Raw genomic sequence first — 12,634 nt, forward strand, 5'->3', positions numbered from 1 at the left:
GCTCCGGCTCTATCACCTATCTATTGGGCCGTCCGACCCGTCCGATCTGTCCGACTCGTCCGACTCGTCCGATTAGGTACCCCCCTTGTCCGAGAAGGTACCTCCAAAGGCTAAAAACCTCTAACTTCTTGGAGAGTTAATCGGAAATGGTTATCTTGCACTTAGTTAGAGAAATTTGGAGTAGAATCAGATAATAATGGATAATAAGTTATACCGCCCAACTCATCTATTCCTAGGGACTATTGCACTACTGCTTGCTATGGGAGTCAGCTCTTGTGGCTTGCTCTCTCCGCAGTCCAAGGAAGCAGACAGCTATGGTCATGAGCCAGCTAAAAAACAGACCCTTCTGGTCGGCACCTATACCCAAAACAGGTCAGAGGGGCTCTACTCATTTAGCTTTGACCCACGCACCCTCAATGTGAAGCATCGCAGCACACTCATTACCCCCAATCCTACCAGTCTGGCACTCGATAGGGAGCGGGGAATTATTTATGCTGCCAATGAGCAATCGTCGGAGGCGATGGTGAGCTCACTACAACTTGATGGGGTGAGTGGTCGTCTCACGGCGATCAATAGCTCCTTTACCTTGGGTGGCTCTCCACGGTCGGTGGCGACAGATGGCCGTGGCAAGGTGGTCTCTGCTAATTATGATGCGGGCTCTATCACCCTATTTTTTGCCGATGAGGCGGGACTACTTGGTCAGCCCGATTGGCATATTCTACTGGGTCAAGAGGGAGAGTCGCACCCTAGCGACCTCTGCTTTTCGCCCAACGGCGACGAGCTCTTTGTGGTGGATGCGGGGCAGGACAAAGTGTATCACTTCAATGTCAGTAGCAAGAACCCACCACTCACCATTGATGTAGAGACGACCGACCTACCCAAGGAAAGTCGCCCAAAGGGCATCGCTATGGACTCGTCGGGTAAATTTTTATACCTACTCACGGAGCAAAACCCAGAGGTGATCCTCTATAAGCATCATCGGGGCAAACTCACTGAGGTAGAGCGATTATCGCTAAGTGGTGACCCCCAAAGCCGTGGAGGTCAACTATGTCTCAGCCCAGATGGGCGTTACCTCTATGTATCGGAGTGGGGAAGTGAGAGCCGAGTGACGATATTCAAGGTAAATAAGTTGATGGGGCAGCTTACCAAGACTGGGACACAGAGTGTAGGTCAGCAACCTATGGACCTTGCCTTTAACCCTTCTGGTCGATGGCTCGCAGTGGCGTGCAAAAAAGCCAATAAGGTAGAGTTTTATAGCTGTGATAGGGAGAGTGGTCTATTGCGAGCGCAGAAAGACCTCAGCATCACTATCGACCAGCCAGCTTGCTTGCTTTGGACCGAATAGCGGGCATCTTGATAAAATTGACGATATTTGCAGGAACATTCGGTCAGTTACTTTATTAAACCAACGCTTATGGATAGAGCGGAGCTTATACAAGAGATAGCGAGGAAGCGGAGCTTCCTCTGCGTAGGACTGGATAGCGACCTACGCAAGTTGCCTGCCTGCCTGCCTCAAAATGAGGAGGGGCTTCTCGCCTTTAATAAAGCCATCATTGATGCCACAGCGGCCTATGCCGTGGCGTACAAACCTAATGCCGCCTTTTATGAGGCGATGGGTAGCCGAGGGGTGGCGGTACTGGAGCAGACGGTTAGCTACTTACAGCAGGAGCACCCTGAGTGCCTAGTAATCCTAGATGCCAAGCGGGGAGATATCGGCAATACCTCGGGGCTTTATGCCCGAGCTGCCTTTGAGGAAATGGCGGTAGATGCCATCACGGTGGCTCCCTATATGGGTGAGGATAGCATTGCCCCATTTATGGGCTATTCAGGTAAGTGGGTGGTACTCCTTGCGCTGACCAGCAACAAGGGGTCGGCCGATTTTCAGCAACTACAGCTCTCCAATGGGGAGCGACTCTATGAGCAGGTGCTCCGCACTTCGCTCCAGTGGGGTACCCCCTCTAACATGATGTATGTGGTAGGGGCCACTCAGGCGACACACCTAGAGCATATCCGCACGATTGTACCCGACCACTTCCTTTTGGTGCCAGGGGTTGGAGCACAAGGGGGATCGCTTCGTGAGGTGGCTCAGTATGGGATGACCCGTGAGTGTGGGCTACTCGTGAATAGTTCGCGTGGCATCATCTACGCTAGTTCTGAAGCGGACTTTGCAGAGGTGGCAGGAGCAAAAGCGGCCGAGCTACAGTCTGAGATGAGTGACTACCTACGTACCTACGCAGGTATATAAGAGATTAAAATGAAGTTTACAGCAAAAGAGATCGCAGACCACTTAGGTGGTGAGGTAGTGGGCAACCCTGATGTGGTGCTCACCGACTTTAGTAGTATTGAGAAGGGGCGAGAGGGGGCTCTCTCTTTCCTCTCTAATATGCAGTATGAGAGCTACCTCTACAGCACAAAAAGCAGCGCTGTACTGGTGAATCACGATTTTGAGCCTTCGCAAGAGGTGACGACCACGCTCATCAAGGTCCCCAATGCCTATACCGCTCTTGCCGAGCTACTAAAACTACGCAACGAGGCGGAGGAGAAGCCAACGGGTATCTCCTCTCTTGCCTATGTGGATCCGACAGCGGTGATTGGTGAGGGGGTTTATATTGGTCCCTTCTCCTATATTGGTCGCGACTCGGTGATTGGAGATGGGGTGAGGATTTGGCCCAATGTATTTGTGGGTGGCAGAGTGACCATCGGTGAGGAGAGCCGTCTCTATAGCATGGCGGTGATCTGCGACCATACAGAGGTGGGACGCCGTTGCGTAATCCACTCGGGAGCGGTGATCGGTGGGGATGGCTTTGGCTTTGCCCCTGATGCCGACGGCTACCACAAGATTCCACAGACGGGTCGGGTGGTACTGGAGGATGATGTGGAGATCGGTGCCAATGCCTGCATTGATAGAGCTGTGATGGATGCCACTGTGATTCGTAAGGGAGCTAAGATCGACAACCTGGTGCAGATTGCACACAACTGCGAAGTAGAGGAGCACACCGCCATCGCAGCACAGAGCGGGATAGCAGGTTCGACCACTATCGGTGCGTGGAATGTACTGGCTGGTCAGGTGGGTATTGCAGGGCACTTGAAGACGGCACCGCACGTTACTTTCGCTGCCAAGACAGGCGTACTAAGTGACATTAAGGAGCCTAATACCGTATGGTTTGGCTACCCCGCACAGCCACATATAAAGGCGATGAAAGCCTCGGCAAAGTTTGTCCAACTTCCAGAGATGGACCGCGAACTCTATCAGTTGAAAAGCGAAATAGAGCAGCTGAAGGAGGAGCTGAATCAATTGAAAGCAGAGCATCATGGCAAATAAGAACAACTCGGGTGGCACTACGCAGAAGCAACATACCCTAGGTGCCGCCTTTGAACTAGAGGGAAAGGGGCTACACACAGGACTAAATATCAAGGTGCGCTTCAACCCAGCTAATGAGGGTCACGGCATCAAGATCTGTAGGGTGGATCTTCCGGAACGACCTACCATACCGGCATTGGCTGAGTATGTAACGATGACGGAGCGTGGCACGGTGCTCTCCAATAAAAAGCTACAGGTGAGCACGGTGGAGCATGCAATGTCGGCCCTCTATGCTATGGGGGTGGATAACTGCTTAATCGAGGTGAATGCCCCTGAGATCCCTATCTTTGATGGAAGTGCGATAGAGTATATCCACCAGATAAAAAAGGTGGGGGTGGTAGAGCAAGCAGCAGTTAGGGAGGTCTATGTGGTGAAGCGTAAGATAGAGGTGAAGGGTGAAAATGGCATCTCAAAGCTGACCCTCCTCCCCGACAATTCCTTTGGCCTCCATGTGCTGATCGCTTTTGATTCGAAGGTGCTCTCCAATCAATTTGCCTGTCTGGACGACCTTACCACCTATCCTGAGGAGATCGCTCCTGCCCGTACCTTTGTATTTGTGCGAGAGATAGAGGCTCTTCTGGATAATAACCTGATCAAAGGAGGTGACCTCGACAATGCGATTGTGATCTACGACCAGGAGATACCTCAGGAGAAGATGGACAAACTGGCTAAAACGGTAGGCGCCACCTCTATCCCTGCAGACCAACTGGGCTATATCAATCATAAGCCTCTGCAGTATCCCAATGAGCCAGCACGCCACAAGCTCCTTGACCTGATAGGGGACTTGGCACTGATTGGCCGACGGATCCAAGGACGGGTGATCGCTACCTGCCCGGGGCACTCAATCAACACCAGTTTGGCGAAGATGATACGTAAGGATATTCGCCTCAATCAAACGCAAGCTCCTACCTATGACCCTAATGAGGCACCGCTCCTGAATATCCAAGAGATTAAAGGGCTACTCCCTCATCGCTACCCGATGCTACTGGTGGATAAGGTGATAGAGATTGGACCTGAGCATATTGTGGGGGTGAAGTGTGTGACAAATAATGAGCCTTATTTCGTGGGTCATTTCCCCGATGAGGCGGTGATGCCAGGGGTACTACAGGTGGAGTGTATGGCACAGATTGGGGGGCTTTTGATCCTAAATCAGATGGAGAACCCTGAGGACTACTCGACCTATTTCCTAACAATTGACCATGCGAAGTTTAGGCAAAAGGTGGTGCCAGGAGATACGATGGTGGTGAAGGTAGCTTTGATAGGGCCTGTCCGCCGTGGCATTGCCAATATGAGGGGAATGATATTCATTGGCGAGCAACTCGCTTGTGAAGCAGAGTTTATGGCGAAAGTTGTCCGAAATACAGAGAGTAAGGATCAGTAAAATATGAACGAACAGACTAATTCGTCGGTAGAGACGACCAAGATACACCCGCTTGCCATTGTTAGCCCCAAGGCAAAGCTGGGAGCTGGAGTGGAGGTAGGACCATTTGCTGTCATCGAGGATGATGTAGAGGTGGGCGAAGGGACCAAACTACTGAGTGGTGCTATTTTGCGTAATGGAGCACGCATCGGTAGGGAGTGTACCATACACCCCTATGCTGTGGTGGGTGGCGAGCCTCAGGACCTGAAGTTTAAGGGTGAGGAGAGTGTGGCGATTGTAGGGGATCGTACCACGATTCGTGAGTATGCTACGATCAGCCGCGGTACCGCCTCCAAGGGTTTTACCAAGGTGGGGAGCGATGTATTGATCATGGCTTATGCCCATGTGGCTCACGACTGTGAGGTGGGCGATAAGGTGATCATTGGCAATGCCTGCCAGATAGCTGGCGAGGTGGTGATTGATGAGCAGGCGATACTCGGTGGGGGTACTCTGGTGCATCAATTTGTACACATCGGTTGCCACACGATGCTCCAAGGGGGTACACGCATCACGAAGGATATCCCACCCTACACTCTGATCGGGCGTGAGCCAGCTATCTATTGTGGCATCAACATTGTGGGACTAAGACGCCGCCAGTACACCAAGGAGCAGATCTATCTGATCAACGACATCTATCGGACGCTGTACAATCGTGGGCTGAATAACACGGAAGCGATCCAGGTGATCAAGGAGGAGTATGACGATCTGCCTGAGAAGAAAATTATCCTCGACTTTATTGAGAAGTCGGCTCGTGGTATTGTGCGAGGAAGCTCTCTGGATTAAGGTGGGGTAAAATCAACTTTTATAGACTATCAATATAGCGTATGATATATCGTTTTGTAATGGTGAGCGACGAGGTCCCTGGCTTCCTGAGGGAGATCCGTATTGATGGCACCGCCACATTTTTGGAATTGCACCGAGCGATCTTGGAGTCGGTGGGCTACAGTGATGACCAGATCACAAGTTTCTTTACCACGGATAAGCAGTGGCGCCCCAAAAAGGAGATCCTACTGATGGATATGGGTCTGCACGCCACCGATGATGAGTATTATCTGATGGATGATACCTATCTCGATGACTTCCTCGATGAGAAGGGGGATCGCATACTCTATCAATTTGATCAACTCGGGGACCGTTACTTCTACCTCGAGCTGAAGGAAGTGATCCTTGGAGAACAGCAAGATAAGCCTCAATGCACCCGTCGGAAGGGGGAGGCACCAAAGCAGACTTCGGACGTGGAAGAACTACTGGTGGCGGAGCCAAAGAAACCGAAGGCAGCACCTATTCCAACGCCTGAGCGGGAGGAACTGGAGGAGTTTGATAGTGATAGCTTTGACCTCTCGGAACTAGATGCCGAGGGCTTTGATATCCCAGCGGAGGAGACATCGGAGGAGTAATGGGCCGTGGCAAGCTAATCACTGTGATTGGTGCGACGGGGGTAGGCAAGTCGGTCTACGCCCTACAGCTTGCGAAGGAACTGAATACAGAGATCGTATCGGCAGATAGCCGACAGATATATCGTGGTATGGTGATAGGCACCGATGCCCCCTCTCAGGAGGATAGGGCAGCGGTGCCTCATCATTTTGTGCAGTGCAGAAAGATTACGGAGCCGTATAGTGCCTACCAATATGCGGAGGAGGCTCTGGCACTATTGGACACGCTATTGACCAAGTATCCAGTGGTGGTAGCGGTGGGGGGCAGTATGATGTATCTGCAAGCCCTCCTCTATGAGATGGATAAGGTCCCCCTACCCTCGCCTACGCTCCGTGAAGCTTTATGGCAGCGATTTCATCAGGAAGGGGTGGTGCCTTTGCGAGAGGAATTGCAGAAGGTAGATCCTGATTATCTGGCTCGTATTGACCCTAATAACCATAAGCGGATCATTCGTGCTTTGGAGGTGTACCATACCACGGGGCGTCCATTCAGTAGTTTTCATACGACACCGACACCACGAAAACTCCCATTTGAGGTAGAGCTACGGATGGTGACACGTCCACGTGAGGAGCTGTATGAGCGAATCAATCGGCGGGTGGAACAGATGGTGGCGAAAGGACTGGTGGAGGAGGTACGGTCACTCCTGCCCTATCGGGAGTATAATGCGCTCAACACCATTGGCTACAAAGAGATCTTTCAATACCTCGACGGTGATATCTCGCTAGAGGAAGCAACTCGGCTAATTGCAAAGCATTCGCGCACCTATGCCCGACAGCAGATCGCCTTCTTCTCAAAGTGGCAAGGGACGGAGGTGCCTCTATGAGGGGACTCGGTTTTTGCTTAGATGAGAGCACACCCAAGGGGTGGCTCATTGGACAATGGGTGCCTCATCGGACAAGTCGGACAGGTCAGACAAGTCAGACGAGTCGGACGCTCCACCAAGATAAGTAGCGAGCCACCTAGCCATCGTGGCGTCCGACCTGTCTGACCTGTCTGACCTGTCCGACCTGTCCGAGGAAGGCACCACCGCCCTAGGCATAAAAAAAGCACCCCAATCGGGGTGCTTTTACTATTCTCGATTTGAGATTACTGGCGAGTTGCCAAGTCGCCATCAATAATCAAGTAGCCGGCATCACCATTGGCTAGCTTGAGACGATCAACGATACCAGCAACGGTATCCTCTTCCTCTACCTGCTCATCAACAAAGCGACGGAAGAAGTTTTCAGTAGCATAGTCGTTCTCCTTACGAGCTGCAGCTACAATCTCGTTGATAGACTTAGAAACGAAACACTCGTGCTCATAAGCCTTCTCAAAATAGGCTACTACATTCTCTAGCTTCACCTCAGCGGTTTTGATATCGTGTAGCACTGGGGTCTCACCACGCATAATCACGTAGTTGACCATCTCCTCAGCGTGAGCGATCTCCTCCTTGTACTGTGCGTCAAACCAATGAGCGAAACCATTCCAGCCCTTGATGGCCATATCTATAGACATCTGCTTGTAGATGAATGCAGACTCGTACTCGAGCTGAATCTGCTCATTTATCTTCTTTAATACATCTTTCTTGATCATAGTTCAATTAATTTTATAAGGTTCTTAATTCTTACCTCCTACAAAGTTAGTTAGTTTTTCAGTCATTTGCAATAGTATTGCCCTTTATTTTAGAACTTTACCATTGGAATGGTCTACCCCAACATACTCCCGACTGATCCAATTAAAAAGGGTGTGCAGAAGCTTCTGCACACCCTTGTATTTATAAGGAAGAGGATGGTTACTCTGCCTTTCCGTCGCTACCAAGTACCTTCTCGATCTTGTGCATGTAAAGCTTCTTGAGGCTCTCACGTGCTGGACCGAGGTATTTACGTGGGTCAAACTCCTCTGGGTGGTCAACGAAGACCTTGCGCACAGCAGCAGTCATCGCAAGACGACCATCAGAGTCGATATTAATCTTACAAACAGCAGACCTAGCCGCCTTGCGGAGCTGCTCCTCTGGAATACCTACAGCATCCTTGAGCTTACCGCCGTGAGTATTGATGATCTCCACCTGATCTTGTGGAACACTTGATGAACCGTGAAGAACGATTGGGAAGCCTGGAAGCTTCTTCTCGATCTCCTCTAGGATATCGAAGCGAAGTGGAGGTGGCACGAGATGACCATTCTCATCTGGGTGGCACTGCTCTGGAGTAAACTTGTAGGCTCCGTGGCTGGTACCAATAGAGATGGCCAATGAATCTACGCCTGTGCGAGTAACGAAGTCGATCACCTCCGCTGGCTGAGTATAAACGTGCTCCTCGGCCTCTACGTCGTCCTCAATACCTGCTAGCACACCGAGCTCGCCCTCTACCGTAACGTCAAACTGGTGAGCATAGTCTACCACCTGCTTAGTGAGCTTGATATTCTCTTCGTAAGGAAGTGAGCTACCATCGATCATCACGCTAGAGAAGCCCATCTCAATACAGCTCTTGCAAGTCTCGAAGCTATCGCCGTGGTCGAGGTGAAGAACGATTTGTGGGTTCTTAGCACCGAGCTCCTTGGCATACTCCACAGCTCCTTGCGCCATGTAGCGAAGAAGGGTCTGATTGGCATAAGCACGAGCTCCCTTAGATACCTGAAGAATCACTGGAGACTTGGTCTCTACAGCAGCCTGAATGATGGCCTGCAGCTGCTCCATATTATTGAAGTTGAAAGCTGGAATAGCATAGCCACCATCTACAGCTTTAGCAAACATCTCGCGAGTGTTTACTAGTCCTAAATCTTTGTAATTTACCATGTCGTCAAAAAATGATCTAACTAATATGATTATTTATCTTCTTACCTTCACTTCACAAAGTTACAGAAAATAATCAGCACTTACCAAGGTTTGTGGAGATAATTAGTGGGACAGCGGTGCCTTTATCGGACGGCGGTGCCTTTATCGGACAAGTCGGACAGATCGGACGGGTCAGACAGGTCGGACGCCGCAATAGATGGGTGCCCGCTGAGGCGTCCGACCTGTCTGACCTGTCCGACCTGTCCGAGATAGCCCCCCTGTCCCCCCTGCCCGATTAGGTGCCCTCAGGCAGCCCCTGTCCGATTAGGTGCCCTCAGGCAGCAGCTAGCAGGCCGGCAATCCAATCAAAAGCACCGAAGACGACGAGGTAGCGGAGGAATTTACCAAGGAACATCCAAAAGGCTACTGGCCAAACTCTCGCCTTGAGCAATCCTAAGGCGACAGCGAAGAAATCGCCTACGCCAGGGAGAAAGACGAAAAACGCCATCCATGACCCTTTGTCCTGGAGCCACTGAACCCACTTATCGACTTTCTCTTCCGGCATCTTGAGGTACTTGGTGATCCACTCTGTCTTGCCCAACCAGCCGAGCCAATAGCAACTCATGCCCCCTAAGAAGTTGCCAATAGTAGCAGCCACTAGCACTGGTACATACTCTGCCCCAGCAGCAAGGACGCCAACCACTACTGGCTCAGAGCCAAAGGGGAGGACGGTGGCAGCCAAAAAGGCGGCTAAAAAGACGCCTATGTATCCATACTGAATTAAGAAATCTATCATCCTATAAAAGCAGAGTGTTTAATGAAGTCAGCCCCACACTTTGAATGCCCAAAGGGCAAGGGTGAAAAGGGTGAGAGGAAGGACAATCCAACGGCTATCACGCTCGGTAGCAAAGTGCACGGACATAATACCACTGACGAAGATAGCACCGTGGATAAACAATTGTGGGCCCCCACTCTGCGCCCCATAAAGCAGGTGAAGAAGCATCAGGATCCAAGCCAATTGGACGTGAAAGTTTAATGCCAACCGTACTCTCACCACACTGGTCCGAAGGCTCTGAAAACAGGCAATAGTAATGAGTAGTAGGTAGAGAAGGTCCAAGAGGATCAATGGCCACTCGGAAAGAGGAGCTAGCTGGATCTGGGTGATCGGAGCAATACCGGCCTGTAGGAAGCTAGCTACTCCCTCCCAGCTCCTTGGGGCAAAGAGCATGAGGGCGAGTAGCAGGATGGAGATGGTACCGATAAGGAGGGCGGTAATATGGCGTCCTGAAAGGCTCTTAATCCCTCTCAGCTTGGCCAAGATAAAGGGATAGAGGAGGATACTGGCGGGGTGGATAATCAATAAACACCCCAACAGTACTCCAAGGTTATGCACAAAAAAGGGGGAGCGGCTATGCCTAAGTGAGGAGACAATGCCGTCGCTCAGCATGATGATAAGGACCAAACCAAGTAGCCCCAAACTAACCTGTGCTGTAGGAAGAAGGAGGTGTGCAGCAAAGTAGAGGGTCATCAGCAACCACCCCACCAGCGAGGAGCGGGTAGAGCCATACGCCAACTCTCCATGTCGCTTTGCCGATAGCACAACAAAGATCAGCAGAGCAGCAATGAACCAAGGAGAGGAGACGAGTAGACCCCACCACGCATCTAGCTGTGGTAGTAACTGGCTGACGATGGAGGGCTTAGGGAACATGGAGTGGAAAGAAGAATCACAGCTTCAATAGATCCTGCCCAATATCGTGGCGGTAGGTGATGCCTTCGTAGTGCACTCTTTGCAGACGATGGTAGGCTTTATCAAGGGCTTCCTGAATGGTATCGCCCATAGAGGAGATGGCAAGTACACGACCACCAGAGGTGACTACCCCCTCTTCTTGGGAGGCTGTACCCATATGAAATATCTGCAGGTCATGGGTAGCCTCACCCTCTAGCCCTGTGATAGGATAGCCCTTTTCGTACGCTTCAGGATAGCCTTTGGAAACGGTGACGATCGTGGTGGCCACTTGATCAAACTCTAGGAGGGGCTCCATCTGTCCTAGTACCTGCTCTTTGAGTGCCAGCATAGAGCCGACAAGATCGCCCTTGATGCGTAGCATCACCGCCTCGGTTTCGGGATCGCCCATACGACAATTGTACTCAATCACGTAGGGGTCGCCAGCAACGTTCATCAGTCCGAAGAAGATGAAGCCACGGTAGTCAATTCCTTCGGAGTGGAGCCCTTGGATAGTGGGGCGGATAATGCGCTTTTCCACCTTTTGGATAAAGGCATCATCCACAAATGGAACGGGAGATACCGCCCCCATACCACCCGTATTGAGCCCAGTATCCCCCTCGCCAATACGTTTGTAATCCTTGGCGGTAGGGAGAAGCATATAATCTCGGCCATCGGTGAGGACAAAAACGGAGCATTCGATGCCAGAGAGGTGGCTCTCCACCACAACGGTGGCACCAGCGGAACCAAACTTACCCCCAAGCATCTCTTTCATCTCGGCCTCAGCCTCCTCGAGGGTCTCAGGAATGACTACTCCTTTGCCCGCAGCTAAACCATCGGCCTTCAGCACGTAAGGGGGTCGCTCTTCTTCCCTCAGATAGCGAAGCCCCTCCTCAAGGGTCTCACTAGTAAAGGAGCGGTACTTGGCAGTAGGGATACCGTGGCGGAGCATAAAGGCTTTGGCAAACTCTTTGCTCCCCTCCAATTCGGCTCCGGCCTTGGTAGGACCAACAATATGGAGGTGGCTCAGCTGGGGATCAGCCTGTAGGAAATCAACGATTCCCTCTACCAAAGGCACCTCGGGACCGACAATCACCAACTCGATCTCTTTTTCTTTGATCAACTGAGCGATGGACTCAAACTGCGTGACGCCGATAGGCACATTGTGGCACTTGGGCAGGCTACCGCCATTGCCTGGAGCCATATAAATGTGGGTGATCATATCGCTCAACCCTATTTTCCATGCAAGGGCCTGCTCTCGGCCACCGCTACCGATAATTAATGCTTTCATATATCTATGCTCTTGGCTTTACTTCAAATGATCTTCAAAATAACGACAAATCACCTTGTGGAGGTGCACACGGTCCTGACCTCGGACGTTGTGCTCATCCATCGGATAAACCATGTAATCAGGAAGGGTGCCAGCCTTGACACTCGCCTGAAGGAATAGTTGGGAGTGCTGCCAAAGGACAACGGGGTCCACCCCTCCGTGGATGAGCAGTAGGCGACCCTTGAGATCTCCAGCACGCTCAATGAGGTTGCTCTCTTGGTAGCCCTGAGGATTCTCGGCAGGAGTATCCATATAGCGCTCACCGTACATCACCTCGTAGTAGGCCCAGTTCATCACTGGCCCGCCAGCGACCCCTACCTTGAAGGTCTCTGGGTGGGTGAGCATCAGGTTGGTCGCCATAAATCCGCCAAAGCTCCAACCATAGACACCGATGCGATCGGCATCCACATAGGGAAGGCTGCGGAGGTAGTCGATGCCGAGCATCTGATCGGCCATCTCTACCTTTCCTAGCTGTCGGTGGGTGATGCTCTCAAAGTCCATACCACGATTGGAGGTACCACGATTATCTAGGGTGAAGACAATGTAGCCCTCTTGTGCCATATAGGTGTCCCACCCCATACGCAGTGACCGCCAACTATCCGTCACGAGCTGAGAGT

The 12,634-nt window shown here is 51.5% G+C and carries 13 protein-coding genes; 7 read left to right on the forward strand and 6 right to left on the reverse strand.

Annotated features, from left to right (window positions below; all coding sequences use genetic code 11):
- Nucleotides 1–196 precede the first annotated feature (196 nt).
- From QVO39_RS09035 to miaA, 7 genes are all read left to right on the forward strand, one after another.
- Complete coding sequence (locus tag QVO39_RS09035; protein ID WP_021903892.1) at nt 197–1,345, forward strand: lactonase family protein; 1,149 nt, start codon at nt 197–199, stop codon at nt 1,343–1,345.
- A gap of 69 nt (nt 1,346–1,414) precedes the next feature.
- Entirely contained in the window at nt 1,415–2,245 is an 831-nt protein-coding gene (gene pyrF / locus QVO39_RS09040) for an orotidine-5'-phosphate decarboxylase (RefSeq protein ID WP_021903893.1), read from the forward strand.
- Nucleotides 2,246–2,254: 9 nt separating this feature from the next.
- Nucleotides 2,255–3,322: a UDP-3-O-(3-hydroxymyristoyl)glucosamine N-acyltransferase gene (gene lpxD / locus QVO39_RS09045; RefSeq protein WP_021903894.1), complete on the forward strand. Its 1,068-nt coding sequence runs from the start codon at nt 2,255–2,257 to the stop codon at nt 3,320–3,322.
- Nucleotides 3,312–4,742 (forward strand): bifunctional UDP-3-O-[3-hydroxymyristoyl] N-acetylglucosamine deacetylase/3-hydroxyacyl-ACP dehydratase, encoded by a 1,431-nt coding sequence (locus tag QVO39_RS09050; RefSeq protein WP_021903895.1) that lies wholly within the window; start codon nt 3,312–3,314, stop codon nt 4,740–4,742. Before lpxD ends, QVO39_RS09050 begins: the two co-directional genes overlap by 11 nt.
- Before the next feature lie 3 nt (nt 4,743–4,745).
- A complete protein-coding gene (gene lpxA, locus QVO39_RS09055; RefSeq protein ID WP_021903896.1) occupies nt 4,746–5,564 on the forward strand; it encodes an acyl-ACP--UDP-N-acetylglucosamine O-acyltransferase in 819 nt (272 codons plus the stop codon).
- Nucleotides 5,565–5,605: 41 nt separating this feature from the next.
- Complete coding sequence (locus QVO39_RS09060) at nt 5,606–6,178, forward strand: IS1096 element passenger TnpR family protein (RefSeq protein ID WP_021903897.1); 573 nt, start codon at nt 5,606–5,608, stop codon at nt 6,176–6,178.
- Nucleotides 6,178–7,038: a tRNA (adenosine(37)-N6)-dimethylallyltransferase MiaA gene (gene miaA, locus QVO39_RS09065; RefSeq protein ID WP_021903898.1), complete on the forward strand. Its 861-nt coding sequence runs from the start codon at nt 6,178–6,180 to the stop codon at nt 7,036–7,038. Before QVO39_RS09060 ends, miaA begins: the two co-directional genes overlap by 1 nt.
- 263 nt (nt 7,039–7,301) lie before the next feature.
- Here miaA and QVO39_RS09070 read toward each other — a convergent pair whose 3' ends face one another.
- The 6 genes from QVO39_RS09070 to QVO39_RS09095 form a co-directional block, all read right to left on the reverse strand.
- The gene (locus QVO39_RS09070; protein WP_021903899.1) at nt 7,302–7,787 is read right to left on the reverse strand and encodes a ferritin; all 486 of its coding nucleotides are present in this window, start codon (nt 7,785–7,787) and stop codon (nt 7,302–7,304) included.
- A gap of 199 nt (nt 7,788–7,986) precedes the next feature.
- Nucleotides 7,987–8,985 carry a class II fructose-bisphosphate aldolase gene (locus tag QVO39_RS09075; protein WP_021903900.1) on the reverse strand — a complete coding sequence of 333 codons (999 nt, stop codon included), beginning with the start codon at nt 8,983–8,985 and terminating at the stop codon, nt 7,987–7,989.
- 313 nt (nt 8,986–9,298) lie between these two features.
- On the reverse strand, nt 9,299–9,757 hold the full coding sequence (locus tag QVO39_RS09080) for a YqaA family protein (protein WP_070707156.1): 459 nt from the start codon (nt 9,755–9,757) through the stop codon (nt 9,299–9,301).
- Nucleotides 9,758–9,787: 30 nt separating this feature from the next.
- Nucleotides 9,788–10,672, reverse strand: a complete 885-nt coding sequence (locus QVO39_RS09085; RefSeq protein WP_021903902.1) for a hypothetical protein — start codon at nt 10,670–10,672, stop codon at nt 9,788–9,790.
- Nucleotides 10,673–10,688: 16 nt separating this feature from the next.
- On the reverse strand, nt 10,689–11,978 hold the full coding sequence (purD, locus tag QVO39_RS09090; protein ID WP_021903903.1) for a phosphoribosylamine--glycine ligase: 1,290 nt from the start codon (nt 11,976–11,978) through the stop codon (nt 10,689–10,691).
- An 18-nt stretch (nt 11,979–11,996) separates the two neighbouring features.
- Nucleotides 11,997–12,634, reverse strand: a 638-nt coding sequence (locus QVO39_RS09095) for an alpha/beta hydrolase family protein (protein WP_288171982.1), incomplete at its 5' end; no start/stop codon positions are given.

This window comes from Porphyromonas sp. CAG:1061 (assembly GCF_000435035.1).
Lineage (GTDB): Bacteria > Bacteroidota > Bacteroidia > Bacteroidales > Porphyromonadaceae > Porphyromonas_A > Porphyromonas_A somerae.

What these genes read in the sequence shown, in the direction of transcription:
- QVO39_RS09035 (WP_021903892.1), top strand. Translation starts at nt 197, where the DNA reads ATGGATAATAAGTTATACCGCCCAACTCATCTATTCCTAGGGACTATT.
- pyrF (WP_021903893.1), top strand. Translation starts at nt 1,415, where the DNA reads ATGGATAGAGCGGAGCTTATACAAGAGATAGCGAGGAAGCGGAGCTTC.
- lpxD (WP_021903894.1), top strand. Translation starts at nt 2,255, where the DNA reads ATGAAGTTTACAGCAAAAGAGATCGCAGACCACTTAGGTGGTGAGGTA.
- QVO39_RS09050 (WP_021903895.1), top strand. Translation starts at nt 3,312, where the DNA reads ATGGCAAATAAGAACAACTCGGGTGGCACTACGCAGAAGCAACATACC.
- lpxA (WP_021903896.1), top strand. Translation starts at nt 4,746, where the DNA reads ATGAACGAACAGACTAATTCGTCGGTAGAGACGACCAAGATACACCCG.
- QVO39_RS09060 (WP_021903897.1), top strand. Translation starts at nt 5,606, where the DNA reads ATGATATATCGTTTTGTAATGGTGAGCGACGAGGTCCCTGGCTTCCTG.
- miaA (WP_021903898.1), top strand. Translation starts at nt 6,178, where the DNA reads ATGGGCCGTGGCAAGCTAATCACTGTGATTGGTGCGACGGGGGTAGGC.
- QVO39_RS09070 (WP_021903899.1), bottom strand. Translation starts at nt 7,787, where the DNA reads ATGATCAAGAAAGATGTATTAAAGAAGATAAATGAGCAGATTCAGCTC.
- QVO39_RS09075 (WP_021903900.1), bottom strand. Translation starts at nt 8,985, where the DNA reads ATGGTAAATTACAAAGATTTAGGACTAGTAAACACTCGCGAGATGTTT.
- QVO39_RS09085 (WP_021903902.1), bottom strand. Translation starts at nt 10,672, where the DNA reads ATGTTCCCTAAGCCCTCCATCGTCAGCCAGTTACTACCACAGCTAGAT.
- purD (WP_021903903.1), bottom strand. Translation starts at nt 11,978, where the DNA reads ATGAAAGCATTAATTATCGGTAGCGGTGGCCGAGAGCAGGCCCTTGCA.